General features: G+C 66.7%; 26 protein-coding genes. 15 read left to right on the top strand and 11 right to left on the bottom strand.

Annotated features, from left to right (window positions below; all coding sequences use genetic code 11):
* Positions 1-10: 10 nt before the first annotated feature.
* The gene (locus tag C560_RS22235) at positions 11-829 is read right to left on the bottom strand and encodes a GAF domain-containing protein (RefSeq protein WP_051533253.1); all 819 of its coding nucleotides are present in this window, start codon (positions 827-829) and stop codon (positions 11-13) included.
* 526 nt (positions 830-1,355) lie between these two features.
* Here C560_RS22235 and C560_RS0116680 point away from each other — a divergent pair.
* Positions 1,356-1,817 carry a hypothetical protein gene (locus C560_RS0116680; protein ID WP_026539056.1) on the top strand — a complete coding sequence of 154 codons (462 nt, stop codon included), beginning with the start codon at positions 1,356-1,358 and terminating at the stop codon, positions 1,815-1,817.
* Between the two features lie 65 nt (positions 1,818-1,882).
* Complete coding sequence (locus C560_RS0116675; RefSeq protein WP_026539055.1) at positions 1,883-2,758, top strand: PhzF family phenazine biosynthesis protein; 876 nt, start codon at positions 1,883-1,885, stop codon at positions 2,756-2,758.
* Here the strand turns inward: C560_RS0116675 and C560_RS0116670 are convergent, their stop codons facing one another.
* From C560_RS0116670 to C560_RS0116640, 5 genes are all read right to left on the bottom strand, one after another.
* Entirely contained in the window at positions 2,759-4,408 is a 1,650-nt protein-coding gene (locus tag C560_RS0116670; protein WP_043423325.1) for a glycoside hydrolase family 32 protein, read from the bottom strand.
* Positions 4,409-4,528: 120 nt separating this feature from the next.
* Positions 4,529-6,127, bottom strand: coding sequence for a glycoside hydrolase family 68 protein (locus C560_RS0116665; RefSeq protein WP_026539053.1), 1,599 nt, complete (start codon positions 6,125-6,127; stop codon positions 4,529-4,531).
* 451 nt (positions 6,128-6,578) lie between these two features.
* Entirely contained in the window at positions 6,579-6,827 is a 249-nt protein-coding gene (locus tag C560_RS22230) for a CDGSH iron-sulfur domain-containing protein (RefSeq protein WP_043423324.1), read from the bottom strand.
* A 31-nt stretch (positions 6,828-6,858) separates the two neighbouring features.
* Positions 6,859-7,914 carry an iron-containing redox enzyme family protein gene (locus tag C560_RS0116655; RefSeq protein ID WP_026539052.1) on the bottom strand — a complete coding sequence of 352 codons (1,056 nt, stop codon included), beginning with the start codon at positions 7,912-7,914 and terminating at the stop codon, positions 6,859-6,861.
* A 744-nt stretch (positions 7,915-8,658) separates the two neighbouring features.
* On the bottom strand, positions 8,659-8,916 hold the full coding sequence (locus tag C560_RS0116640) for a hypothetical protein (protein WP_018775597.1): 258 nt from the start codon (positions 8,914-8,916) through the stop codon (positions 8,659-8,661).
* A 273-nt stretch (positions 8,917-9,189) separates the two neighbouring features.
* On the opposite strand from C560_RS0116640, the gene C560_RS0116635 reads away from it, so the two are divergent.
* Both C560_RS0116635 and C560_RS0116630 read left to right on the top strand, forming a co-directional pair.
* On the top strand, positions 9,190-9,903 hold the full coding sequence (locus C560_RS0116635; RefSeq protein WP_026539050.1) for a TetR/AcrR family transcriptional regulator C-terminal domain-containing protein: 714 nt from the start codon (positions 9,190-9,192) through the stop codon (positions 9,901-9,903).
* Positions 9,904-9,931: 28 nt separating this feature from the next.
* On the top strand, positions 9,932-10,162 hold the full coding sequence (locus tag C560_RS0116630) for a zinc-ribbon domain-containing protein (RefSeq protein ID WP_026539049.1): 231 nt from the start codon (positions 9,932-9,934) through the stop codon (positions 10,160-10,162).
* A gap of 16 nt (positions 10,163-10,178) precedes the next feature.
* Here the strand turns inward: C560_RS0116630 and C560_RS0116625 are convergent, their stop codons facing one another.
* Positions 10,179-10,655 (bottom strand): DUF4188 domain-containing protein, encoded by a 477-nt coding sequence (locus C560_RS0116625; protein WP_026539048.1) that lies wholly within the window; start codon positions 10,653-10,655, stop codon positions 10,179-10,181.
* A gap of 71 nt (positions 10,656-10,726) precedes the next feature.
* Here C560_RS0116625 and C560_RS0116620 point away from each other — a divergent pair, with 71 nt between their 5' ends.
* Positions 10,727-11,365, top strand: a complete 639-nt coding sequence (locus C560_RS0116620) for a MerR family transcriptional regulator (protein ID WP_026539047.1) — start codon at positions 10,727-10,729, stop codon at positions 11,363-11,365.
* Positions 11,366-11,447: 82 nt separating this feature from the next.
* Here the strand turns inward: C560_RS0116620 and C560_RS0116615 are convergent, their stop codons facing one another.
* Positions 11,448-11,798, bottom strand: coding sequence for an ArsR/SmtB family transcription factor (locus C560_RS0116615; RefSeq protein ID WP_026539046.1), 351 nt, complete (start codon positions 11,796-11,798; stop codon positions 11,448-11,450).
* A gap of 102 nt (positions 11,799-11,900) precedes the next feature.
* On the opposite strand from C560_RS0116615, the gene arsB reads away from it, so the two are divergent.
* The 9 genes from arsB to C560_RS22215 all read left to right on the top strand — a co-directional run bounded on the left by arsB (position 11,901) and on the right by C560_RS22215 (position 18,688).
* A complete protein-coding gene (arsB, locus tag C560_RS0116610; protein WP_442853170.1) occupies positions 11,901-12,995 on the top strand; it encodes an ACR3 family arsenite efflux transporter in 1,095 nt (364 codons plus the stop codon).
* 31 nt (positions 12,996-13,026) lie between these two features.
* Positions 13,027-13,449, top strand: coding sequence for an arsenate reductase ArsC (locus C560_RS0116605; protein WP_026539044.1), 423 nt, complete (start codon positions 13,027-13,029; stop codon positions 13,447-13,449).
* An 80-nt stretch (positions 13,450-13,529) separates the two neighbouring features.
* Positions 13,530-14,957, top strand: a complete 1,428-nt coding sequence (locus C560_RS22225; RefSeq protein ID WP_051533252.1) for an FAD-dependent oxidoreductase — start codon at positions 13,530-13,532, stop codon at positions 14,955-14,957.
* Positions 14,954-15,376, top strand: a complete 423-nt coding sequence (locus tag C560_RS0116595) for an arsenate-mycothiol transferase ArsC (protein ID WP_026539043.1) — start codon at positions 14,954-14,956, stop codon at positions 15,374-15,376. The genes C560_RS22225 and C560_RS0116595 overlap by 4 nt, the downstream gene beginning before the upstream one ends.
* Positions 15,377-15,403: 27 nt before the next feature.
* Positions 15,404-15,946, top strand: coding sequence for a DinB family protein (locus tag C560_RS0116590; RefSeq protein ID WP_026539042.1), 543 nt, complete (start codon positions 15,404-15,406; stop codon positions 15,944-15,946).
* 69 nt (positions 15,947-16,015) lie between these two features.
* Positions 16,016-16,393, top strand: a complete 378-nt coding sequence (locus C560_RS0116585) for an ArsR/SmtB family transcription factor (protein WP_026539041.1) — start codon at positions 16,016-16,018, stop codon at positions 16,391-16,393.
* A complete protein-coding gene (locus C560_RS22220; protein WP_051533250.1) occupies positions 16,390-17,460 on the top strand; it encodes a cation diffusion facilitator family transporter in 1,071 nt (356 codons plus the stop codon). The genes C560_RS0116585 and C560_RS22220 overlap by 4 nt, the downstream gene beginning before the upstream one ends.
* Positions 17,461-17,647: 187 nt before the next feature.
* On the top strand, positions 17,648-18,265 hold the full coding sequence (locus C560_RS0116575) for a PadR family transcriptional regulator (RefSeq protein WP_026539040.1): 618 nt from the start codon (positions 17,648-17,650) through the stop codon (positions 18,263-18,265).
* A 246-nt stretch (positions 18,266-18,511) separates the two neighbouring features.
* Complete coding sequence (locus tag C560_RS22215) at positions 18,512-18,688, top strand: CsbD family protein (protein WP_018775603.1); 177 nt, start codon at positions 18,512-18,514, stop codon at positions 18,686-18,688.
* Positions 18,689-18,767: 79 nt separating this feature from the next.
* Here C560_RS22215 and C560_RS0116565 read toward each other — a convergent pair whose 3' ends face one another.
* On the bottom strand, positions 18,768-19,706 hold the full coding sequence (locus C560_RS0116565; RefSeq protein ID WP_197026180.1) for a 5'-3' exonuclease: 939 nt from the start codon (positions 19,704-19,706) through the stop codon (positions 18,768-18,770).
* Positions 19,707-19,807: 101 nt separating this feature from the next.
* Here C560_RS0116565 and C560_RS0116560 point away from each other — a divergent pair, with 101 nt between their 5' ends.
* Positions 19,808-20,557 carry a phosphotransferase enzyme family protein gene (locus C560_RS0116560; RefSeq protein WP_026539038.1) on the top strand — a complete coding sequence of 250 codons (750 nt, stop codon included), beginning with the start codon at positions 19,808-19,810 and terminating at the stop codon, positions 20,555-20,557.
* A 16-nt stretch (positions 20,558-20,573) separates the two neighbouring features.
* On the opposite strand, the gene C560_RS0116555 is transcribed toward C560_RS0116560, so the two are convergent.
* Complete coding sequence (locus tag C560_RS0116555) at positions 20,574-22,184, bottom strand: CYTH and CHAD domain-containing protein (protein ID WP_231494380.1); 1,611 nt, start codon at positions 22,182-22,184, stop codon at positions 20,574-20,576.
* 146 nt (positions 22,185-22,330) lie between these two features.
* Positions 22,331-24,826, bottom strand: a 2,496-nt coding sequence (locus C560_RS22205; RefSeq protein WP_051533249.1) for an RCC1 domain-containing protein, incomplete at its 5' end; no start/stop codon positions are given.

Below are 24,826 nucleotides of genomic sequence, written 5' to 3'. Positions count from 1 at the left end.
CGATGTCCGCCTAGGCCGGAGTTCCCGTCCTGCGCCGCCGTCGACGGACGGGAGGCGTGTCTCCGCCGCGTGGCACCGGGGTATAGGGACTGGGCTGGGGCACGTTCTGGGCCGGAACGGAATCGGGCACCAGGACGTGGACCGTGCCGCCGGACGATTCCCGCGCGGCTCCGCCCGCGACGCTGCGAAGGTAGTCAAGGGCCCCCTCTTCGCTAAACCCGTACTCCCGCACCAGCGTCCGCAGCGCCAGCCCGGCCAGTGCCCGGGAGAGCTGCGCCGAGGAGAGATCTGCGCCGCCCCCGGACCGCAGCGCCAGTTCCTGGACCAAACGCAGTGCACGTGAGATGTAGCGGGCCAGTCGAGCCGCTGCGATGATGTCTGCGCTGGTGAAGACGTGCGGCCACGGGGCGTACAGGTTCACTGCGGCATGGAAGATCTCTTGCGGGACCAGTGGAACGGACACGAGGGACCGGACCCCGAAGGCTGCGGCGGCGCTGGCGTACCCGGGCCAGCGCCGCTCCAGGGAAGTGTCGCCCACGAACACAAATTCGCCGCTTCGGACCGCCGTGCGGGCGGGCCCGTCGTCGAAGGAACGCTGCGCCTCGTCGGCGGCCCGCGCCGGTGCGCTGCCCGCGGTCAGCGTGAGGGCCTCCGCGGACCAGACCAGTGTGACTGCCCAGCTGATCCCACGGCCGGGACCACCGATGTCGTCGACAAACTCACTCACGGCTTCGCTAAGGAAGGCACCGACATCCGGGTCGTTGAAGTGCAGCTCCCAGAAGGAGGCATAACGATCCTGCCGGCCGTCTCTTGCAGTTCCTTGGGTCATGTTCCACGCTCGAAATCAAAGCACGCAGCTCACTGCTGAACCGATGAAAACAGCATACGTCCGGGCGGACACCGCCGCGCCTCCCATTTGTCAGAGCCAAAGGCCCTGTCTTGTCAAAGCCAAAGGCCCTGTCGCATTGGAATGGTTCCGGGCTGTCCCGGCGACCTGTTTCGATGAGCTGTTCCGCTGAGCCATTCCCGACAGCTGTTCCGGCAAGCTATTGCCGGAACAGCGGCGAACCGCATCAGCGCCGCGGCGGCCCAGGGAAGTTTGTGACATCCGCCCTGGACCGCCCGCCCCGGCTTCAACACCAGTCGCGGAGGACCCGTCCCGCCGTGGCTCAACCATTAATACCCGTGTTCCGCCGGTCCCAAAAGGGCCTTTGGGCCCGTGCCGGCTGGCCGTGCACTCCCTCCCATTTCACCCCCGGCGGATGAGGTCCGCGCCGGCGTCCGGGCAGACGATGGATATGCCCTTCGGTGCCCCAATGCCCGGGGGCGAGCCCAGCTGGGAGAGGAGCCTCCAAATGTCGAGACCGCACGCAATCGTCGTGGGATCCATCGCGCTTGCGACCGCCGTCGTACTGCTCACCGGATGCAGCCCAACCAGTCCGCCGGCTGCCACCCCAAGCCCCACCGCGGCCATCTCGAGCCCGCCCGCGAGCGTGTCGGAAGTCTGCGCTGCCGCCGATGCCCATGCCGCGGCCCTGGCGAATTTCAAGGCCACGCTGAAGCCGGACGCCACCATCGAGCAGGTCCACTCCGCCCAAGACCAGGTCACGGCGACCTATGAGGATCTGGCGAAGGCCAGCGAGAACCTCGCCCAACAACGGGCGGAGGCGGTTAAGGCCGCCGAAGCCAAGTTCAATGCCGCCGTCGCCGCGGTGCCGAACGACGCCACGTTGGCTCAGGCCGCTGATTCCCTCCGGGACGAAGCCTCCAATGTCGAGGCCGCGATCCGCGACCTCAGGACCGAGGTCAACTGCTAGCGGTCTGACATGTCTTGTCCCAATCGGGCCCCTGATGTGGTGACCCGGCATGGGAAGATCGGTGGATGGAAAACACCACCCCGGAGGTCCTGCGCTACGCGGCCTTTTCCACGACGCCCACCGGCGGCAATCCTGCCGGCCTGGTGCTGGATGCCCGCCACTTGGACGACGCCGGGATGCTGGCGGTGGCGGCCGCCGTCGGGTACGCGGAAACGGCCTTCGTGACGGAGCCCGGCGTCGGCGGGGACCCGCGCCGGAGCCGGGTTCGGTACTTCTCGCCGATCGCCGAGGTGCCATTCTGCGGCCATGCGACGATTGCGCTGGCCGTGGCGCTAAGCGCACGCGACGGGGCAGGCGCCTTCACCTTCGAGACCCCCGTCGGCCCCGTCCGCATCGAAACAGCGGGCGACGGCGCCGACATCACCGCATCATTCACGGGCGTTGAACCCCAGCTGGCCGCCTTCGACGACGACGTTCTGGCCGACCTCCTTGGCCTGCTCGGCGTCGGCCGGGACGATCTCGATCCGGGCTATCCGCCGCGGATCGCGTATTCGGGAAACTGGCATCCGGTGCTGGTCGTCGCGGACCGCAAACTCTTCGACTCCTTTGGCTTCGATCCGGAGGCCGTGCGCCGGCTCATGGACATACAGGGCTGGGCCGCGACGGTGGCCGTCATGCACCCGATCGCAGATGGCGAATTCGAGGCCCGGAACCTGTTCCCTGTCGGTGCCATCACGGAGGACCCCGCGACGGGGGCTGCCGCGGCGGCGGTCGGCGCCTACCTGCGCATCCTGGGCCTGGTCGTTCCCCCGGCCAGGGTCCTCATCCACCAGGGACGGCACGTCGGCCGGCCGGGCCTGCTCACGGTGGACATTCCCGCTGCCGGCGGAATAGTGGTCAGCGGCAGGGCCGTCCGGATCCCCGACGCGGGCAACAGCTGATTACCGGGTGGAGGCCAACCGCCGGTAGCTGAAGGACTTCAGCGTCAGCGTGCCCCCCGCGGTGACGGCTTTGACCCCCGGCGTCCCCGCGGTGGGGAAAACGAGTGAGGTCAGGGTCTTTTCGCCGCCGTTGATGAAAACTTCAACCGAACAATAGTCGACGAAAATCGACAGCTCCACGGTCCCGTTCCGCGCGGGGCTGGCTGCGCGGCGCGATGCCCGATAGTCCGGGCTGAGCCCGGCCTTGCCGGTGGCGGCAGCATCGGCCTCCCGGGAGATGAAGGCCGACTCGGTGGCGAAGTCGTATCCGACGGTAGCGAACGTGCCCCCGCCGCTTTCGAGTTCGATCCTGGCAACGGAACCGTCGTCCTGCGCCGTCCGCTCAAGAGTCACATCGAGCCGGTACGCCCCGCCTTCCGGGACCGGCAGTTGTCCTGCGCCCTCCGGTGTCAGCCGACGTTCCCCGGTGGTTGCCGCCGGGCCTTCAATGGACTTCATGGCAGTCGTGGGGCTCGACACCAGCGTTGGTCTTCCGGCGATAGTTTCCAGCCGTATGTCGCGCACAAGGGAGTCGGCGCCGCCGTGCCAGTCCTCGGTGGGCAGCTGCCGGGCGTACGCCCAGTTGTTCATCCACCCGATGGCGTGCCGGGAGGACATCCGCTGGCTTTCGGTGAGCCTGGGATCATCCCACGTCACGGCGGCGTAGAAGTCGGAGCCGGCGTCGAGCCACTGGTGCGGCCCGTCAGACGGGGTGAATCGGGTTCCGTCCCATTCGCCAGTCCAGTAGGCAACGCCCGTGGTGAAGCCCTCTTGGCTCCCGTTGGCGCTGGCGGCCAGGACCCAGGTCCGTTTGGATGGATCACCGTCGAGATCCAGCTGGAAAAGGTCCGGGCACTCGAGGACGCCCAGGCCGTTGCGTTCGATGCCCGAGGCGTAGTGCCAGTTCTTCAGGTCCGGCGAGGTATACATCCCGATCTTTTCGCCTTCGGCCAGGGCCATCACCCATTGGCCATGGGCGTCATCGCGGATGATCTTAGGATCCCGCCAGTCCGGTTCGCCGGGGTTTTCCATGACCGGGTTCTGCGCATACGCGGTGAAGGAGTATCCGTGGTCGGTGGAATAGAACAGGGACTGCCGCTGGATTCCCTGGTCCTGCTGCGTCATGACCGCGATGACGGCTCCCTCGCCAAAACCGGCCGAATTGTCCTGGTCCACCACGGCGCTTCCGGTCTCGATGTCGCCCAGCCCGTTCTTGTACTTGGTGATCGCCACCCCCTCGTCCTTCCAGTGCACCAGATCCGTGCTGGTCAGGTGGTACCACTCGGTACCGTTTTCCTTCGGGTACCCGGCGTTGTAGAGGTAGTAGTAGTGCCACACGCCGTCGAGCAGGATGGGACGCTGCGGATCATTCATCCAGTTCGTCCGGGGCGTGATGTGATAGCTCGGCCGGAACCCGGATGCCCCCTCGGGCCGGTCGAAAGCTGACTGCGTCTGCTCCGCCTGGCTCGGGGAGTCCGGACGGGATCCCGGCGAAGGGACCAGCGCCAGCGCGACCAGGACGGCCGCGGCCGCTGCTGCCACCACTATCCAGATCGTCCGGCGGCTCGGCCTTCCGTGTTTCAGCGCCGGCGGGCGTACGAGGTTTTTCATGATTCAACATTCCTGGTTCTGGTGAAAGCCATTCCGCCTCAGCTGGGGCCTGCAGGTGCGCGAGACGGAAGCGCCCGGAGAATCCGGGCGCTTCCGCCTCAGGACTGCCCTACTGCACTACTACTTGTAGAGGCCGGCACCGCCGACGTTGAGGTTTGTGGGCAGGTATCCGAACGGGCCCAGGCCGTTCTGGCCGAAGGTGCGGTCCACTGCCGACACTCCGTTGCGGAAGTTGATCTTCACGGTGGGCGAGAGGGAACCGCCGCGGACACCGTCCACGTTGTCGATGAAGGACTGCACGAGACCGCCCGGCTGGACGTAGTGCGAGTAGGCCTGGAACTGGCGGCCGTTCTGGCGGGGATCCGGCCCTTCGGGCGCATTGGCTGGCATGTTCAGGTCCGTGGGGGATGCCAGCGCCAGGCCGCTGTTGTTCATGGGCTGGTAGTCGGAACGGACGCCGTCGCCCACAAAGCCGTAGACGCCGTCGGGGCCGCGCATTCCATCCGCGTAGGTGAACTGGTGGCTGATGGTGAACAGGTAGTACTTGTTCTTGCCGCCCTCGCTCTGGATGAAAATCTGCGGACGCTCAGTCTGGTCGTTGACGCAGTTGGCGGACAGGATCGGCGGCAGGAAGTGCCACTTGGTCAGGTCCTTGTTGTCCGCCACGGCCAGGCCCACGTTGGCGGTCTGGAACCATGCACCGGTGGTGGAGTTCACGGTGCTCGTGGATTCGGCGTGGGGATCGCCGGGCTGGTAGCCCAGGTCCTGGTCCGTGCACTTGTAGTCGCCCCGCTGGCCGCCGGTGTTGCCTTCGAAGACCATGAAGGTCTTACCCGGGTGCGCCGGGTCTGCGAACGTGTACGGGTCCCGGAAGGCGAAGCCCGGGTTCTGGGCCTTGTTCTGGTACATGACGCCGTCCGGCTCCAGGAGCTTGGTGTGCTCGAAGCCGTCGAAGCTCACGCCGTTCTTGTCTGCGTGGATGTTGCCCAGCGCCTTGGCGATCACGGCATCCGGGGCGATTCCGCCGCCGCCGGCGTTGCGCTCAGCAACGTCGTAGAACGTCGTTGCCGTGTAGAAGACGTTGACGTGGTTTCCCTGCATGAGGCGGGTGGAACCGGACCATTCGGTGTTTCCGACGGAGGTGTTGTCCAGGAACAGGTGTCCGCCGTAGTTCCACTTGTCCTTGGCCGGGTCGGCGTTGGTCTTGCGGAAGAAATAGCCGATCCGGGCGTTCCAGTGCCGCTGGTCAAAGCCGTAGCCGGCGTGGCGGTCGGCAACGAGTGAAAAGATGACGTCCCAGCCCTTGTAGCTGATCTGGTTTGCGTTCTCGTCGGTCAGGGACCAGGTGTCCCAAACCCACACGTCGTTGTTCATGGCCGGGAAGTCCTGGGGGATTTCCGGCATGGTGACATTCGGGCTCATGGAGTTCTGGCCCGGGGTCACGCTTGTGCTGCTTTGGGCCATGATCTGTTTGGCGTCGGCACGCGTCCACTTGGAGGTGAAGGCCGCCGCCGGATCAAACGCCTGCTGCGTGTGCTTAGTGGGCAGGGGGAAGCCGGGTGTCGGCGCCGGCATCTGCCCGCCGCTCGGCGGATCCGAGGGCGTGTTTGCCTGGGCTGACGGAACGGCAAGGAAGACGGAGGCCGCCACGGCCGCCGCCAGTGCCGCGGCGACAGAACGCCACCGCAGCTTCCGGTGTGTATTGGGGTGCTCGTGCATTTTTGCTCTTCTCGCGGAGTTGAGACCATTCGTGGAAGACGGGCTTATGCCCTCATTCCCCGAAACTCCGGCAGCCCCGAATGACACCGCAGGCGTCATCGAGGACGCCATCGTGTCGAGGGGACGGGACCTCGGTAGGGCCCCGCCTGTGGCCCGGGAGGGTGCTGACCTCCTGGACGTTCATCACCGTAGACAGTGCCGGCGAGGATTCAAAACCACATTTCAAGCACCAAACGGCTCACATCCCGGTAGATGTAAGCGCTTGCACAAAGTCTCCGCGCGCGTGCCACGACTCTAAGATCGAGTCAAATATTTCCAAAAAAAATATGCTTTCTTTTTCACGTCGCCCGCTGTTTACCCGTTCGTTGCCCCGCGGCCGCACGTCACGGCGGCGGCAGACGACGGCGGTGCCTTGAGGAAGGCGCCTCAGGGGCACGCCCCGCACGGTGTCTCACGTCGCTTCTTTCGTCCCCGGGGTGGCGGGGAATTCGGTTCGGAACCCGATCAATTTGTGGGTACCGTCGCAGTAGGGTTTGATCGCGGACGCGCCGCAGCGGCACAGGGCGACTGTTTTGCGGGTCCGCGGCACTGCTCCCCCGGAGGGGGTGACGATCTCAAATTCGCCGCGGACCAGGATCGGCCCGTCGGGACAAATAACAATGGCGCCGTCATTGGAGGATTCCTGCGGTTTCTGGTTCATTCGTGCTCCCTGTCTGGGGTTAGTGCCCGGGTCAGACCCCGGCGGGGACAGGCGGCTGCAGCGAGGACGTGCCGGTTTCCCATGCCCCCATGATGTGCGCGGCGAGCCGGGCGTCGATGGCAAGCGCCGCCGTCGCGCCGAACAGGACGTCCGGAAGAAGGTCCGGTTCTGCCTCCACGAGCCCTCCGGCGAGGTCCCGGCCCGCGATCTGTTCGTGGACGGCGTCCGCTTCGACGTGCTCATCGAAGTACGCGGTCACATCGGCCCCGAACCCGAGACGCCGGAAACCGTTGCCGTAGAGCTGGTTCGGCCGGGAGGACGTCATCTCATAAATCGCCAGATGCCCTGCGATGGCTCCCCGTAGCCTGCGGTTCAGGCCGAAGAGGGACATCATGTTGACCGCGGCGAGAGCGACGGCCGGGACGGCGTCCACGTAGCCGCCGTAGACATCGTCCAGCCCCAGCCCCTGCATGGTCCGGGCGAACAGTGTGCTGTGCATGCGGTCCGGACGGCCTCCGCCGTACTCGTCAGCCTGGATCTCCACCAGCGCAGCCTTGGCCCGCCCGGTCAGCCTCGGGATCGCCCAGGTGTGCGGATCGGCTTCCTTGAGCTGATAGATCGATTTGTGGACCAGGAATTCACGGAGCTGCCCGAGGGTTGCCTTCTTCGCCACATGGCGGGACATGCCCGGTCCACCGTCCTGGCCCGCGAGCCCGAAGAGAAGGTCCGCCACCGCATCGCTGTCCAGGCCGGCGGCCGGGGCAGGCTGGACTGATCCGGCGGACGAGCGGGCCGCCGACCGCAGCGCGAGTTCGAAGGGTTCCTCCAGCAGCTGCCGGAGCGTGATCAGCCCGGGGTTCCATTCCCAGCGGTTGTCCACCCCATCCAGGCCGCCGTAATGCAGCTCGTACAGGCAGAACAGGGCCAATTGCACATCGCCGTCGTCGATGACGTCATCGGTGAGTGCCAGCTGCCCTTCTATGAGACGGTGCAGCGCGCCCTGGGCTGCGGAATCATCTCCGGTCCCGTCGGCCAGAAGCCGGAATAAGCCACCGCTGATGGGTCCGCGCGCGTCAGGGATCTTCATGTTTTTCTCCTACGTGGGCCCCAGCGATACTGGCTGCGGCCGGTGAAAAGTGCGTCGATGCGGGCCCGGCCCGGGGTACCGGCCGGAGGGGCCCAGGGTGCAGCCCCTTAGCTGTTGCCGGTGTAGACCAGGCTGTCCGGGTCGACTTCGCTCGCCGGGGCGTCCGCGAGTCCCTGCGGGGAAAGATCCATGTCCATAAGCCCGGGTCGGTGGTTGTGGGCCGCGGGGGGTCCGGTGGTGGCAGTGCTGTGGTTGGAAACGGTGTGCCCCTAATACTTTGTTGGATACAGACCCTGGAGGGTGCTGCCTGTCACGGGCGGGGTATTTCCATCTGGAACCCGCACCGGCACCGGAGAACACGCGTCCGGAGATATTCGCCCAGAAAATCCGGACTCCCGGCGTGAGTGGAAACCGCCCGGTGCGGACTTCGCCGCTCGGGGTCCACTGCGGACATCGGCTCCTGGCAGTGGCGGTAGGCGTCCTCCCGGTGCACGGCGCCGCCGCTGTTCCCGGTCCGCGCCGGGATGGTTGCGAGAAACGCCGCAGTCGTAGCCACCACGTGCGAGCTGCCGCAGTTGGTGCAGCTGATGGCGGCCGCAAGGGTTTCCTGCTGCGGATTCATGGTGGCGACAGAGTCCAGGAGGAGGTGCCGGTCGGTCTCACAGGTCGCACACCAAGGCCGGCGCCCCCGGGGCTGGTGGGCGTCCCGGGGCAAGTACGTGCTTGACGTGATGGTCATCCGGGTCAGACCAGGCCCGGGTAGCTGGCCAGGATGTAGTCCGCCGCGGCCGGTCCTTTCATGCGGAGGCCGTTGCGCTTGGGATGGACCTGCTTCTCTTTCATGGCCGCCCAGAAGGCATCTTCGGAGCGGGGCGTGGTCTGGCTCAGGAAACACCAGCTGGTGTAGAGCCCGTAAAGGCAGTCCCTGCCCAGGGCGTGGTCGGATGCAGGGTCCCGGGTGGTGGCTTCCTGCAGGAATTGGTCGTACTGGGAAGTTGCCATGAGTGGCTCGTTTCTTCGCGGTGCATTGTGTGCCGCCGTGTGGCTACAGCAGCTGAGCGTCAAGGCCATGCACGGGGCGATGAAGCAAGTTCCCGCACTGCTGCGTCACAGCAGATCCGGGGATAAAGCGTTACTGGGCTGGGGTCCACATCCTGCGGAAACCAGCCAATGCAACTTCTCTACGATGTAGACTGTAGGCGTAGACTACACATTAAGCAACCGGCTTTTCATCCCGCAAATGCCACCACTCTGTATTGACCCGAACGGATAACCATGTCGCCCGAAGAGCATCCGGCGCCCCCTGCGGCTCCCGGCAAGAAGGCTCGCCTCAGCCGGGAGATTGTCCTGTCGACGGCACTGACACTGGTGGACGCCGAAGGACTCGACGCCCTCACCATGCGCAGGCTCGGGCAGGAACTCGGGCGGGACCCCATGAGCCTGTACCGCTACGCCGCCAACCGCGCGGCCCTGCTGGACGGCGTCTCAGAACTCGTGCTGAATGAACTGGCCATCATTCCCGATGATCCCGACTGGCAGTCGCAGCTCCGGCGCATTGCCCACGACCTGCGGCTCCTGGCGCTCCGGCACCCCAACGTCGTGCCCCTCCTCGTGACCCGCCCCCTGTCAACGCCCCTGGGACTGCGGCCGCTGGGAACATTGCGTCCGCTGGAGCAGATCCTGTCGCTGCTGATCGACGCCGGATTCGCCCCCGTTGACGCCCTGCACGTCTACCGCGCCTACTACGGGTACCTCTACGGGCACATCCTCAACGAACTGCAGGAATTCGTCGTCGACCCCGAGGAAAATGAGGCCCTTCTCCGCCTGGGCCTGCACCGCCTGCCGCCGAAGGAATTCCCCCGCCTCCGCGCCCTCGCCCCGGTTCTCGCCGACTACGACGGGATGGCCGAGCTGGATGAGGGAATCACCATCCTGCTCTCGGGGCTCGCGGCCCGCCTCCCGCTGCCGGAGGCCCCGGCCAAACCCTGATCCGGAACTCCCTTTGAAAGGATGCGCCATGTTTGTCCTCCTCGGCCTCAAGACCGTGCTGCATGGCCATCCCGAACGGATGGCAACGTGCCAGCACTGCCACCAATTCGGGCAGCATCAACTGCAGGAACGCGCCACCAAATTCACCGTGTTTCTCATCCCCGTCTTCACGACTTCCAGGGCCTACGACATCACCTGCACCAGCTGCGGTCAGAAATCGATCGTCAAGCCGCGGCAGAAAAACACGCTCCTGCGTTAGGAAAGCAGGCGCCGCATCAGCGGGGCTTAGAGAGCCGATCCTTCGCGTGATGGCTTCCGGGCCCGACAGGCACCAGCTCCGTGGCTTGCGCGAGACCTTCGGTAGGCATCGAGACGTACATGCTCTCTGCCCGGCTCACCTGGAATGTCTCATGCCAGATGCCGACGGCCCTGGGGGCCTTCCTGGCCTGGCGGTTAAAGGCAGTCCAGGCCGGCCTGTGCTCGGATTCGGGCGCACTGGCGTAGGCATACAGCTTGTCCAGCGAGTCCCAGTACTGCACGATGACCGGCCCGCCGGCTCCGAGGGCAAATCGAAAGCCTAGAAGGCCGGAACCCGGCTCCTTCAAGAGCTCGGTCAGCATTCGGGGCATCGCAAAGAAGACCGGCAGCCACAGATCCGGTCGCCAGGGACTGTTGATGCGCATGCCGATGAGGAAGACCACCAAGTCACCGGAATGGCGGTGCGTGAAACGTCCAGCATTGATGCGTGCCATGCTTTTCCCCTAACTAGATACTGATACTCTCCAATATTGGGGAGTGCTACTATCTAAGTCAAGGAGAAACTTTGCGCATCTCACAGCTGGCCGCGGCCACAGAGGTTCCTGTGGCCACCATCAAGTACTACCTCCGGGAGAAACTGCTTCACGACGGCGTGCTGACCTCCGCGACCCAGGCTCGCTACGACGACTCGCACGTACGGCGGCTGAAGCTGATCCGGGCACTCATTGGCACGGCCGGGCTCAGCGTCAGCGCCACCCGCGAGGTACTGCTTGGCCTGGAAAACCCGCCGGAGTCGGGCCACGACCTGCTCGGAATCGCGCACCATGCGGTCTCCCGGACCGCACCGGACGACGTCGACCTTTCCTCGGCACAAACGCTCCTGGACCGTTGGGGCTGGGGCGCTGGGGCTTGCGATCGCGACACCCAGGCGGCCCTGGTAAAGGCCCTGCACGGGCTCTCGGAGGCGGGATTCGAGGCGCCAGCGGCGCTCTTGGACCGCTATGCCACGGCAATGCAGGACATCGCGGAGGCCGACGTCGAAAGTGTCCCCACGGATTCGGCCGAGGCCGCGATGCGGCACGTGGTCCTCGGGACCCTCCTGATGGAACCGGTGCTCCTGGCCATGCGCCGGCTTGCCCAGCAAAGCGCATCCTTCCAGCGGTTTGGCGGGACCGAGACCTCCCGGCAGTCCGGCACGGAATAGTTTCCGGACGAACCCCGCTGGACGGCCGGGAGGTCGTCCTCGGCAATGGAGCGGATCATGACCGCAGACCGTTCTGGCGCGGTCACAGGGTCGCCAGGAGCCCGGCCGCCTGTTCGAGCGCACCGGGTACCAGCGAGTAGTAGGCCCAGGTGCCGCGCTTTTCGCGGTGCAGCAGTCCGGCCTCGACGAGGATCTTCAGGTGGTGGGAAACCGTCGGCTGGCCCAGGCCCAGGGGTTCGGTGAGGTCGCAGACGCACGCCTCCCCGGACTCGCCGGCTTTGACGATGGAGAGCAGCCGGAGCCGGCTGGGGTCGGCCAGGGCCTTGAAAACCTGAGCCCTCTGCTGGGCTTCCTCGGCGCTCAGCGCCGGCTCCGCCGACGGCACGCAGCACGTGGCATCGACCGCGGGTTCGAGAGTTTGCAGAGAATTCATGAACCCATTATGCACATAGATTGACATTCATCGATATAGGTGGGGATACTGCACATATCGACATCCATCAATCTTTCCGAGCAGCACAGGAGCACCGTGAGCATCCAGATCCAATCGCCGCCGCACCGCACCGGAGGGGACCCCGTCATCGGCGGCCTTTCCGTCCTGGACCGGTTCCTGCCGGCCTGGATCGTGGCGGCCATGCTGCTGGGCCTGGTGCTGGGCCGCTTGGTCCCCGGCCTGAACACTGCCCTGGAAGCCGTCAAGATCGGCGACGTGTCCCTGCCCATCGCCGTCGGCCTGCTGGTGATGATGTACCCGGTGCTGGCCAAGGTCCGCTACGACCAGGCGCACCGCGTCATTGCCGACCGCAAACTGATGTTCGCCTCCCTGGTCATCAACTGGGTGCTGGCACCGGCCTTCATGTTCGCCCTCGCCTGGGTCTTCCTCGCCGACCTTCCCGAGTACCGCACGGGCCTGATCATCGTGGGGCTGGCCCGCTGCATCGCCATGGTGATGATCTGGAACGAGCTCGCCTGCGGCGACCGGGAGGCCGCCGCCGTGCTGGTGGCCATCAATTCGGTGTTCCAGGTTGTCGCGTTCGGCGCCCTGGGCTGGTTCTACCTCCAGCTCCTGCCCGCATGGCTTGGCCTGCCGACCACCGGCGCGGAGTTCTCCTTCTGGGCCATCACGGCGTCCGTCCTGGTTTTCCTGGGGGTGCCGCTGCTCGCCGGATTCCTCACCCGCACCCTGGGTGAACGTGCCAGGGGCAGGAACTGGTACGAAACCACCTTCCTGCCGAAACTGGGGCCGTGGGCGCTCTACGGCCTGCTCTTCACCATCACGGTGCTGTTCGCCCTCCAGGGCGGCACCATCACCTCACGCCCCCTGGATGTTGCCCGGATCGCCCTGCCCCTGCTGGTCTACTTCCTCGTGGTCTTCGGCGCCGGCATGCTGATCGGAAAACGGCTGGACCTCGGCTACGCCAAAACCACCACGCTTGCGTTCACCGCCGCCGGCAACAACTTCGAGCTCGCCATCGCCGTGGCGATCGGCGCCTTCGGGGTGACCTCCGGGCAGGCGCTGGCCGGCGTCGTCGGCCCCCTCATCGAGGTCCCCGCACTCGTGGCTCTCGTCTACGCCGCCCTCTGGGCCCGGCAACGGTTCTTCGACCCCGCCGCCGCTGCCTCCCTCTAACCACTCACACACCCGCTGGAGAAACTTAACCATGAGCACCGAACCCGCCAAGAAGCCGTCCGTCCTGTTCGTCTGCGTCCACAACGCCGGCCGCTCCCAGATGGCCGCAGCCTTCCTCAGCACGCTCGGCGAAGGCCGCATCGAAGTCCGGTCGGCCGGTTCCGCGCCGGCGGACAAGGTCAACCCGGCCGCCGTCGAGGCCATGGCCGAGCTCGGCATCGACATGTCCGCGGAGATCCCCAAGATCCTCACCACCGCGGCCGTGAAGGAATCCGACGTCGTGATCACCATGGGCTGCGGCGACACCTGCCCGATCTTCCCGGGCAAGCGCTACGAGGACTGGGAACTCGAGGACCCGGCCGGCCAGGGCGTCGAGTCCGTCCGCCCGATCCGCGACGAGATCAAGGCCCGGATCGAGGCGCTGATCGCGTCCCTGACCCCAGCCGCGGACTAACAGTCACCACTCGTCTGGCCGGGGGCGGACCTGCCCGAACCGACTCACTGTAGAGAAAACTGTAGAGAAAGAGGACAAACATGGATTCAATGAAGAACCTTCCCGTTGCAGTGATCGGTGCCGGTCCTGTGGGCCTGGCCGCCGCGGCCCATCTGCTCGAACGCGGACTGGAGCCGCTGATCTTCGAAGCGGGCCCGTCCGCGGGAGCCGCGATCGAGCAGTGGCGCCACATTCGGCTGTTCTCCCCGTGGCGGTTCAACCTCGACGCCGCCGCCGTCCGCCTGCTCGAAGCCTCCGGCTGGGAATCACCCCGCCCCACGGCCCTGCCCTATGGCGGGGAACTCGTCGACCTGTACCTCGCCCCGCTGGCAGCCCTTCCGGCGATCGCCTCGCGCCTGCAGACCGGCGCCCGCGTCCTCGCGGTCACGCGCCAGGGCGGGGACAAGACCCACTCCCGCGACCGCGACACCACACCCTTCGTGGTCCGCGTCGAGCACGACGGCGGCGACATCCGCGACTACCCGGCCGCCGGTGTCATTGACGCCTCCGGCACCTGGGCCACCCGCAACCCGCTGGGCACGTCCGGGCTGCCCGCCGTCGGTGAAGCCGCCGTTGCCTCCAGGATTTCCTCGCCCCTGCCCGACGTCACCGGCCGGGACCGGCGATCCTTTGCCGGCCGCCGCGCCCTCGTGGTCGGCGCGGGCCATTCCGCCGCCAACACCCTGATCAACCTGGCCGACCTCGCCAAGGACGCACCCGACACCCGGATCCTCTGGGCCATCCGCGGCGCCTCGGCTGCGAAGGTCTATGGCGGCGGGGATCTCGACGGCCTGCCTGCCCGGGGCCAGCTCGGCGCACGGCTCCGCCGCCTGGTAGAGGCCGGCACCATCGAGCTGCACACCGGCTTCGGCATCGCTTCCTTCACGCCAACCGGCGACGCCGTCACCGCAGCTTCGCTTGACGGGCGGACGCTGGAGGCCGACGTCGTCGTGCCGTGCACCGGCTTCCGCCCGGACCTGAACATTCTCCGTGAACTCCGGCTGAACCTGGACCCGGCCGTCGAAGCGCCCGTGCGGCTCGGCCCGCTGATCGACCCTGAATTCCACTCGTGCGGCACCGTTCCCCCGCACGGCGCAGCGCTGCTTGCGCACCCGGACAAGGACTTCTACATCGTCGGCATGAAGTCCTACGGCCGGGCGCCGACCTTCCTGCTCGCCACCGGCTACGAACAGGTCCGCTCCGTTGCCGCAGCCTTGGCCGGGGACCGCGAAGCCGCGGACACTGTCCAGCTCGAACTCCCCGAAACCGGCGTCTGCTCCTCCGACGCAGGCACCAGCTGCGAGATTCCGGCCGCGGCCGCCTCGTCCGGGTCCTCGTGCTGCGCTGCTCCCGAACCGGTGCTCATCGGATTTCCCACGGGGCTGTCCCACGGCCGCTCCGGCGAAGACAAACTGACGGCATCCCGGCTCAACACCTCCGGGCTCAATAGGGAAGAATCGAACGCATGACCGAGACCACGCAAACGCCCAGCGTCCTGTTCGTCTGCAGCCGGAACGGCGGAAAATCCCAGCTCGCCGCCGGACTGATGAACCAGCTCGCCAACGGGACCGTCACGGTGCACTCCGCCGGGACCAGGCCCGCCGACGCGCTGAACCCCCAGTCCGTGGACTCCCTGGCAGAGCTCGGCATCGACATCAGCGGCGAACACCCCAAACCCGTCACCGCCGAAGCGCTGGACACGGCCGACGTCGTCATCGTGCTGGGCAACGAAGCAAAGCTCGAACCCCGCGACGGCACGAGGATCGAGTTCTGGGACACGGACGAGCCCTCCGAACGCGGCATCGAAGGGATGGAACGCATGGGCCTGATCCGGGACGACATCCAGGCCCGGGTCCGGAAGCTGTATGCGGAGCTCACCGGAAACTGACGGAACTGAGACAGCGGAGCGCACCTCGTGGAGCCGAAGAGAGACGAGATCCTCGCCGGGTACAGCCGCGCCCGCCGCCACCTCAAGGCCTTGCTGCAGGACGCCGCGCCCGCAGATCTCCACCGCAGAAGCGACGGGACCCGCTGGACCAATGAGGAGCTGCTCTTCCACATGGTCTTCGGCTACATGGTGGTCCGTGCCCTGCTTCCGCTCGTCCACGTCGTCAGCCGGCTCCCCCGCCCGGTGGGCCGGGCATTCGCCGCCGTCCTCAACGCGGGCACCGGTCCGTTTGATGTTGTGAACTACTGGGGATCCCGGGCCGCCTCCCGCGTCTACAACAGGCGCAGGATGAGCAGGAAACTGGAAACGACCATCGCAGCACTCTCCCGCCGGCTCGAACGCGAGAACCCGCAGTCGCTCGCCCGGTCGATGCCGTTCCCCGGCAGGTGGGACCCCTTCTTCACGCCCCTGATGACACTCAACGATGTGTACGCCTACCCCACGCTGCATTTCGACTTTCACGCCAAGCAGCTGAGCCTTCCACCACCGGACGCACCGGAATCGTCCTGACGACCATTATCGGTATCACGCTGATCCGGCCGTCTTGAGCGAAGCCACTTTATATGTAAGTATCTGCGTATGAATGCAGATAACAAGGCTTGTACCCTCACCGCGGACAGCCAGTACGTCGAGCTGGCCGTGGAGGTTTTTGCCATGCTGGCCGACGCCACCCGGGTCAGGCTCATCCTGGCCCTGCGCCACGGCGAACTGCCCGTCAACGTGCTGGCCGAAAAGGCCGGGAAATCGGCGGCTGCGGTTTCCCAGCATCTGGCCAAAATGCGGCTGGCGCGCATGGTCGCCACCCGCCAGGAAGGCACCAAGGTCTACTACCGCCTGCAGGACGGGCACGCCTGGCAGCTCGTGGCCGACGCCATTCACCAGGCCGAACACACGCTCGGCACAGCCCCGCATCACAACACAGCCGCGCACAGCCCCACAAGGGAGGCCGGCGCATGAACCGGCCCGCGCATCCCGGCCACGATGTCCACCCGCACGAGCACGCCCACGACGACGGCCATCACCACGACCACGGCCCGCACGGCCATGTCCACGCGACCGGGTTCAAAGGGTGGCTGCAGGAGCTCTTCGTGCCCCACTCCCATGACTCAGCCGACTCGATCGACTCCGTCCTGGAGACCAGCTCCCAGGGCATTCGCGCCGTCAAGGTCTCCCTGCTCGGACTGGGGGCCACGTCGCTGTTCCAGCTGGTCATCGTCCTCATCAGCGGCTCCGTGGCGCTACTGGCGGACACGGTCCACAATTTTTCCGATGCCCTGACCGCCGTTCCGCTGTGGATCGCCTTTCTGCTCGGACGCCGCCGCGCGACCCGGACGTACACCTACGGCTTCGGCCGTGCCGAGGACCTCGCCGGACTGTTCATCGTGGCGATGATCGCGCTCTCCGCCGTGGTGGCCGCCGTCGAATCCATTCGGCGCTTCTTTGAACCCCAGCCCGTCCAGAACCTGGGCTGGGTGCTCGCCGCCGGGCTCGTGGGCTTTGCCGGCAACGAACTTGTCGCGATCTACAGGATCCGCGTGGGGCGGCGGATCGGTTCCGCCGCGCTCGTGGCTGATGGCATTCATGCCCGCACCGACGGCTTCACGTCGCTGGCCGTCGTCGCCGGCGTCATCGGCATCTGGCTCGGATTTCCGCTTGCGGATCCGATCGTGGGCCTGCTCATCTCCGCAGCCATCGCCGTGCTCCTCTGGGGAACCATCCGAGACATCGGGCGCAGGCTCATGGACGGCGTCGACCCGAACCTGACGGAACGCCTGGCAGCAGTTGTCACCGCCCACGCCCCCGCGGGCGCAACATCCCGGCTGCGCTGGTCCGGCCACCGGCTTCACGTCGAGGTCTCCATCCCCCTGGCCGCGATCACCGCCTTGGGGGAACTCGCAACCATCCACGGCGAAATCGACCACGCCACCCGGCACGCACTCCCGAACGTGGGATCGGTGACAACGGTGCCCACGTTCGACCGGGCAGCGCCGGCCGGACCACCGCCTCCCCCGGGCCACGGATAGCGGCGGCCGCCCCGGGGGCCCTGCTGCCTCCGGGACGTGCCCGCCGGCGGCCGGCGACCTCGCTGAGTCAACGGACACCGACGTGGATCGACCCTTGACCGATGATATTCACCGATATATCGTTAATTATCGCTGAACGATCGGCGACCATCAAAGGATTCACCTGATTTGGAAGGTCGATGCCGCTATGAAAAGCATGCATGACGACAAATTCACGGACGCCGGACCCACCCACGGACGCTTCGGGCGCGGCAGGAGCCGCCGCGGACCCCACGGACACGGCGGCTTCGGCCCGGGGCGCGGGTTCGGGCCCGGCTTCGGACCGGGTTTCGGACCAGGTTTCGGACCGGGCTTTGGCCCCGGCGGGTCGCGGCGGGCCAGCAGGGGCGACGTTCGTTCGGCGATTCTGTCCCTCTTGGCCGAATCACCGTCCAACGGCTACGGGCTGATCAAGACCATTGCGGAAAAGACGTCGGGAGCCTGGCGGCCGAGCCCCGGGTCCGTCTACCCGACGCTCCAGCAGCTCGTTGATGAAGAGCTCATTGCGCCCGTAGGTGATGGCCGGCGCACCGAATTCACCCTCACCGATGCGGGCAAGGCCTACGTGGCCGATCATGCCGAGGAGCTGGGGAACGCCTGGAACACCGACCCCGAGGGATCCGGACCGGCGTTCCACCAAAGCGTCGGAAAACTCATGGGAGTCATCCACCAATTCCGCTTCTCGGCAACCGAGGAACAACGCAATGCCGCAATGACGGTAATCGATGACACCCGCCGAGCGCTCTACCGCATCCTTGCTGACTAACACCGCCGCTTCAGCTGGCGCGCGGCCATCCCTGCCAATGGTCCCCGCCCGAATAACTCGGCCTGGCGGGAATTGCATTCCGGCCCCGTGATCGCCTGATTTCGATTGTTGTCCCGGAACCGAGGATGGCCCGGACCGCCCCAAATGGCCCCCGCTTTCCACGGTTCAGTCCCTACAATTAAGTGTGGCCTCCATGGCATTCACATCGCGGGGGCGACATCAATGACATCAATAAGGAGGTTCATCATGGGCCTGGGTGACAAGATCCACAATGCCGCCGAGAAACTCCACGGCAAAGGCAAAGAGGCCGCCGGCAAAGCCACCGGCGACGACAAGATGAGGGCCGAGGGCAAAAGCCATCAAGTCAAAGCAGACCTGAAGCAGGCCGGCGAAAAGGTCAAGGACGCCTTCAAGAAACACTAACAACAGGCTGCCGGAGGGCGGAGGTGCGGTCCGGATCGCACTTCCGCCCCGGCATTTGCCCCCACAATCAAGGGAACCCCTAACGGCGCAGGTCGAGGGCCTCAAAGAGCCGCGCGACCGAACCGCCGAGGTTCCACTCAGTGGCGAGACGCTCAAGCTCGGCGCGCGAACCGCCGGGGACAGGGTGCAGCTGCGCGCCTGCCTCCTCGAGCGTCGGCAGTTCCAGGTTCCGCACAATCTTCACGACGGCCGGCGCAACCGCGAGGTAGTCCGCCGCCGCGGCGAGTTTCGACCGCACGGCGGTGGACAGCCCGCTCCCTGCATCAGCGGCAGCCGCGAGCAGCCCGTCGAGCGTGCCGTACTCGCCGAGCAGCGACGCGGCGGTCTTCTCGCCGATGCCGGCAACGCCCGGCAACCCGTCGGAAGTGTCACCGCGCAGGGTCGCGTAGTCGGCATACTGCGCGGGCAACACGCTGTACTTGCCGACGACGACGGCGTCGGTCAGGACTTCAAGGTTCTTCATGCCGCGCGCGGTGTAGATCACCCGCACCTGACGGGCGTCGTCGACGATCTGGAAGAGGTCGCGGTCGCCTGTCACCACATCGACCGGAAGCTCGGCGTGGCTGGCATAGGTGCCGATGACGTCGTCGGCCTCGTGGTCGGCAGCCCCGACGACGGCGATGCCGGCGAGCTCGAGCACCCGGCGGATCATCGGAATCTGCGCCTCGAGCGCGTCCGGCACCACCTCCACATCGGGGGCGCCCGCCACTGCCTCGGCGACCCGATGCGACTTGTAGCTCGGGATGAGGTCCACCCGCCACTGCGGGCGCCAATCATCATCCCAGCACGCGACGAGATGCGTCGCCCCGTAGTCGGTGGTGAGCCGTGCGATCATGTCGAGCAGCCCGCGAACGGCGTTCACCGGGGTTCCGTCGCCGCGGCGGATCGTGTCGGGTACACCGTAGAACGCACGAAAGTACAGCGACGCGGTGTCGAGGAGCATCAGGCGGTCGGTCATGACTGATCCTGACACGGATGCGCCCGCTGGCGGCGGACCGTCACGGTTCCATCTTCGGAACGGGCACAAAGTGACGCAGTCGACGCGGGTAGATTGGGCGGATGGATGGAGAAGAGGTTCTGGCCGGAGGCAATTCGACGCTCGTCACGCGGGTCGGTGACACGGTGCGCCGGACCGCAGGACCGTGGACGCCGGCAGTCCATTCGCTCCTCGAAACGCTTCGGCATGCTGGCATCACTGAGGTCCCCCAGGCACTGGGCATGGACGAACATGGCCGGGAGGTACTCAGCTTCGTCGACGGCGATGCAGCACATTACCCGTTGCCGGACTGGATTTGGGAGCCTCGCATTCTGCGTGACGCCGGGGCCCTACTCCGCCGCATCCATCACGCCAGCGTCGGACTGGCCCGGACGGATCTCACGTGGCAACTGCCCACGCACCAGCCCGCAGAAGTCGTGTGCCACAACGACGCCGCGCCGTACAACATGGTGTTTGCCGGCGGACGGCTGACCGGGCTCATCGACTTCGACACGGCCTCGCCGGGGCCACGGATCTGGGACTTTGCCTACCTGGCCTACCGGCTCGTGCCGCTGGGCGAGAACGGCGGGCCCGGGGCCCCGGACGAGCAGCACCGGCTGTCCCGTCTGAATGCCCTCATTGACGCGTACGGTGTCCGCTTCGGACACGGGCAAGTGTTCCAAACCCTGGCGGCGAGGCTGGACGAACTGGCGGAACTGACGGACGGCCGCGCTGCGGCTACCGGACGGGAGGATTTTCTCGATCACTCCGCCATGTACCGCAGGGATCGCGGCAGAGTGTCCGCGATGGCCCGCGGGCTGTCCGTCCGGTAACTCGATGCGTCCCGGATCAGGGCCGCAGCCGCAGGCCGCGAAGCTTTTTCCCTGCCTTGCGGGCTTTGGTCTCCGTCTTGCGGGCAAGGCGTTCTTCCATCTCCAGCAAACTCTCGAAGCCGAGGTCAGTATCGACGGCCCGGTCCGGGGTGGCCGCGAGCCTGTGCAGGAGGTCGGTCGCCATGACGCTGTCCTGATGGTCGCCGAGTACTGTCTGGAGCCGTCCGGCCGCTTTGGTGAGTTTGGCGGCGCGTTTGCCGTGGATCTCCGTGACCGATTCGCCCGCGTGGCGCAGGCGTTTGGCGTCTTTTCGGACCTCATGCAGCGCCGTGTCGCGTGCAGCCGTGTCGGCGGAGCCTTTGACGGCCTTCCGGGCACGCTCCACCCGCTGCGCGGTCTTGTTCACCAGCTTGGCCGTCACCTTCCGCGCGGGCCGGAAGGCGCGTGGGTTGGCAGGGGGGTGGTCCCGGAAGTCCTCCAGGGCGCCCAGGAGACGGAAATAGCGGCCGGTCCGGAGGGTCTTCAGGACGTTTCTGTAGCCTGCGTCATGGACGGCGACCAGCTCCTGTTCGATCATCTGGGTCAACAGGCCGGACCTCTGTTCTTCGGGGAGTTCCAGGGTGTGCTGGCGAAGCCGCTCCAGCATGACTTCGGCATCGCGGGCCGGACCCAGGACCTGGCCCAGCCACTTCAGTTCGGCCTGGAGTTCCCGCACCGCTGACCGGTTGAAGAGTTTGCGATAGGTGGCCAGGGCGGACCGCGCCCGGCGGGTCGCGGACCGCATCTTGTGGACGGAATCCGGTGTCCCCATCCGCACGCCCGGATCGTTGGCGATGAAGTCGCCGATCCGCGCATCCAAGTAGGCGGTCACGACGTCGACTGCCGGCCCCTTCTTCCTGGGCGTCGGAGTCCGGGGACTGAACTCGGCCGGCCAGGCATCGCCCAGGGCGCGGGCGACTTTGGAAGGATACGCGGAGTGGCTGGCTCCGGTAGATGCCAGGGTTGCGGCGGCAGCCTCGAAGAGCTCTGCTGTGCCGTGGACGAGTTCGAGCTCCCATTCACGCCAATCGACGGCGGGTCCCGGCGGCCGCAGGGCCTCGGCATGAACGTGGTCGTCGGCGAAGTCGGCCAGGTGCTCACCGCCATGCCCATAGAGCCGGTAGGTGGTGCGCCGCGTGCTCAGCCGGGCGACGGGCACGAGTGCGTCGCCGCGGATGAAGACCTGCAGATGGTCGGACAGTTCTTCCGGAACGGTCTCCGGCTGGCCCAGCGGCGCATGGATCTCCTCCCGCTGGTCCGTTCCGGCGGGAAGCTTGAGGTGCCAGCCCTCATCGGCTCCGCCCGTGCGGCGCCGCAGGGTCATGCGCCGTGCCGCGAGGGCCAGGGCCGGCGTATCGAAGTACACAGCCTCAAGCTGATCCGTCACAGGCTCGGCGACGTGGTCCACACCCTCGATTTCCTGCAGCTCCGGCAGCGCCGCGGAGGTCCCGGCGTCGTATTTTTGTTCCGTTTCAAGTTTTCCCGGGGTGTCCATGGCGGTCAGGACTCCCCACGGGACGCGCGTTCGCGCGGCAACGAACTCGTGGGCCTGTTGATGACCGTCATGGCGGGCCTCCTCTACTGGCACCGCTGGAACATGGCCTTGGTTCTGCGGGTAGGCGTGTCCGGCGGTGCCTTGGCCGGTGCGCCCAGCCCGATTCTAGGCTCTGCGCGAATCGGCGACCAGACCGCCCGCGGCGCCCGGCTGTTCTCGACGTCCGAGGGGGGCTTCACCTAGGGCCAGAGGCTCGTGACGCCACTGAGGCCGGGGACTTCGGCGGGGGTGCTCGTGTCGGCGGTGGTGCCGTTGCCGAGCTGGCCATGGGGGCTGGCACCCCAGGCGCGGACGGAATTGTCGCTCATCAGCGCGAATATTGCGCGCCCGTTGACCGTGATGGATGTGACGCCCGTAAGTCCTGTGACCTGGACGGGGGCACCGGCGTAGCTGGTGCTGCCGTTGCCGAGCTCGCCGTGCTTATTGTTGCCCCAGGCGCGGACGGTGCCGTCGCGCAGCAGCGCGTAGGCTGCTGACTCTCCTGCCGCGATGGAGGTGGCTCCAATGATGCCCTTAACCGGGATAGGCGTGCTGGCGTCGTCGTTGGTGCCGTTGCCGAGCTGGCCGTACCCGCCGTTGCCCCAGGCGCGGACCGTTCCGTCCTTCAGCAGGGCGTAGGCAGTGCCTCTGCCCGTCGCGATGGAGGACACGCCGGCGAGGCCGGTGACCTGGACCGGCACTGCGCTGTCGGTCCTCGTGCCGATGCCGAGCAGGCCGGAAGCGCCGCTCCCCCAGGCACGGACGGTGCCGTCGCCCAGCACCGCATAGATCACCACATAGTCTGACAGGCTGAGCTTCAACGATGTCACACCGCTGAGGCCCTTGGCCTGGACCGGGATGTTGCGGCGCTCCGTAGTGCCGTCGCCGAGCTGGCCGAATTGATTGCCGCCCCAGGCGCGGACGGTTCCGTCCTTCAGCAGGGCGAAGGCGCTGCCGTTTCTCGCCGTGATGGAGCTGACCGCGGCAAGGCCCTGAACCTGGACGGGGGTGCTGCTGTTGTCGTTGTTGCCGTTGCCGAGCTGGCCCATGTAGTTGTCTCCCCACGCCAAGATCGTCCCGTCCGCCAACAGCGCGTAGGCAGTGTCGCCGTCGGCCGTGATCGACACGGCGCCGGTGATGCCCCGGACCCGGACCGGAACACTCGAGTCGTGGACGGGCATACCGCTGCCGAGCTGGCCCATAAAGTTGTTGCCCCACGCCCAGACTGTCCCGTCAGCCAGCAGTGCATATTTGGTGGCGGTGCCCTGTGCGGCCATGGCAACACCCGACAACCCGGAGATGCCCACAGGCAAGCTGCTAAACGGCACTGTGCCACTGACGCCGAGCTGCTGCTCGTAGTTGTCGCCCCAGGCACGGACTGTCCCGTCTGCAAGCAGGGTAAAGGCCGAGGCCCCGGTGGCGGTGATGGAAGTGGCGTCGGAGAGCCCGCGGACCGGGCCGGGAATGCTGCGGTCAGCGTTGGTTCCGTTGCCGAGCTGGCCGACTCGGTTACCGCCCCAGGCACGGATTGACCCGTCGTTCAGCAGAGCGTATGCCGTGCCGTAGGCAGCCGTGACGGCGGTAACGCCGGTGAGTCCGTTGACCTGGACGGGCACGTTGCTGTCGCCGGTGGTGCCGTTGCCGAGCTCGCCGTACGAGTTGCCGCCCCAGGCACGGACCGTCCCGTCCAACAGCCGCGCGTAGGCAGTGCCTCCTCCGGCCGTGATGGAAGAGACCGCGCTGAGCCCTTTGACCTGGACGGGCATGTTGCTGTCGCCGGTGGTGCCGTTGCCGAGCTCGCCATTCGAGTTGCCGCCCCAGGCACGGACCGTACCGTCCGTCAGCAGCGCGTAGGCAGTGCCTCCTCCGCCAGTCGTGAGCGCCGTGACCCCGGTGAGGCCCTGGACCCGGACCGGGGTGAGGCCGTCGCTGACGCCTCCGCCGTTGCCGAGCCGGCCCCCCATGCTGAACCCCCAGGCGCGAACGGTTCCGTCGTTCAGCAGCGCGTAGGCCGCGGACGACCCGACCGCGATGGACCTTGCACCGGTGAGCCCTTTGACCTGGACGGGCACGTTGCTGTTCCTGGTGGTGCCGTCGCCGAGCTGGCCGCCCCAGTTGTAGCCCCACGACCGGACGGTCCCGTCTTTCAGCAGCGCGTAGGCGGCGCCGGAGCCTGCAGTGAGGGCGGTAACGCCGGTGAGGCCCCTGACCTGGACGGGACTGCTGCTCCCGTAGACCGAGCCGTTGCCGAGCTGGCCACTCGTGTTGGAACCCCAGGATCGAACGGTCCCGTCCTTCAGAAGCGCATAGGCCGTGGACCAGTCGGCGGCAATGGACGTTACACCTGTGAGGCCGCTGACCTGGACAGGCGTTGTGCTGCTGCTGATGCTGGTGCCGTTGCCAAGCTGGCCCTGCTCGTTCGAGCCCCACGCACGCAGGGTCCCGTCGGATAACAGCGCGTAACTCGTACCGCCGGTGCCGGCCAGGGCTTTGACTCCCCTCAGTCCGCTCACGGCAGCCGGGGTGGAACGGTAGGGCGTGGTGCCGTTGCCGAGCTGGCTGAAGCGGTTTTCGCCCCAGGTGAGAGCCGAGTTTTTGGATGCCCCGGGGAGGTAGTAGCCGGAGACGTCGGCAATGAGATGGGTGGTGCCGGAGGAGCGGTTGAACAAGGTGACCTTGCCGTCGGCGCCGACGGG

This window comes from Arthrobacter sp. 9MFCol3.1 (assembly GCF_000620385.1).
GTDB lineage: Bacteria > Actinomycetota > Actinomycetes > Actinomycetales > Micrococcaceae > Arthrobacter.
Note: the sequence above shows the minus strand (reverse complement) of the source record. Positions and strands in the feature narration are given on the sequence as shown.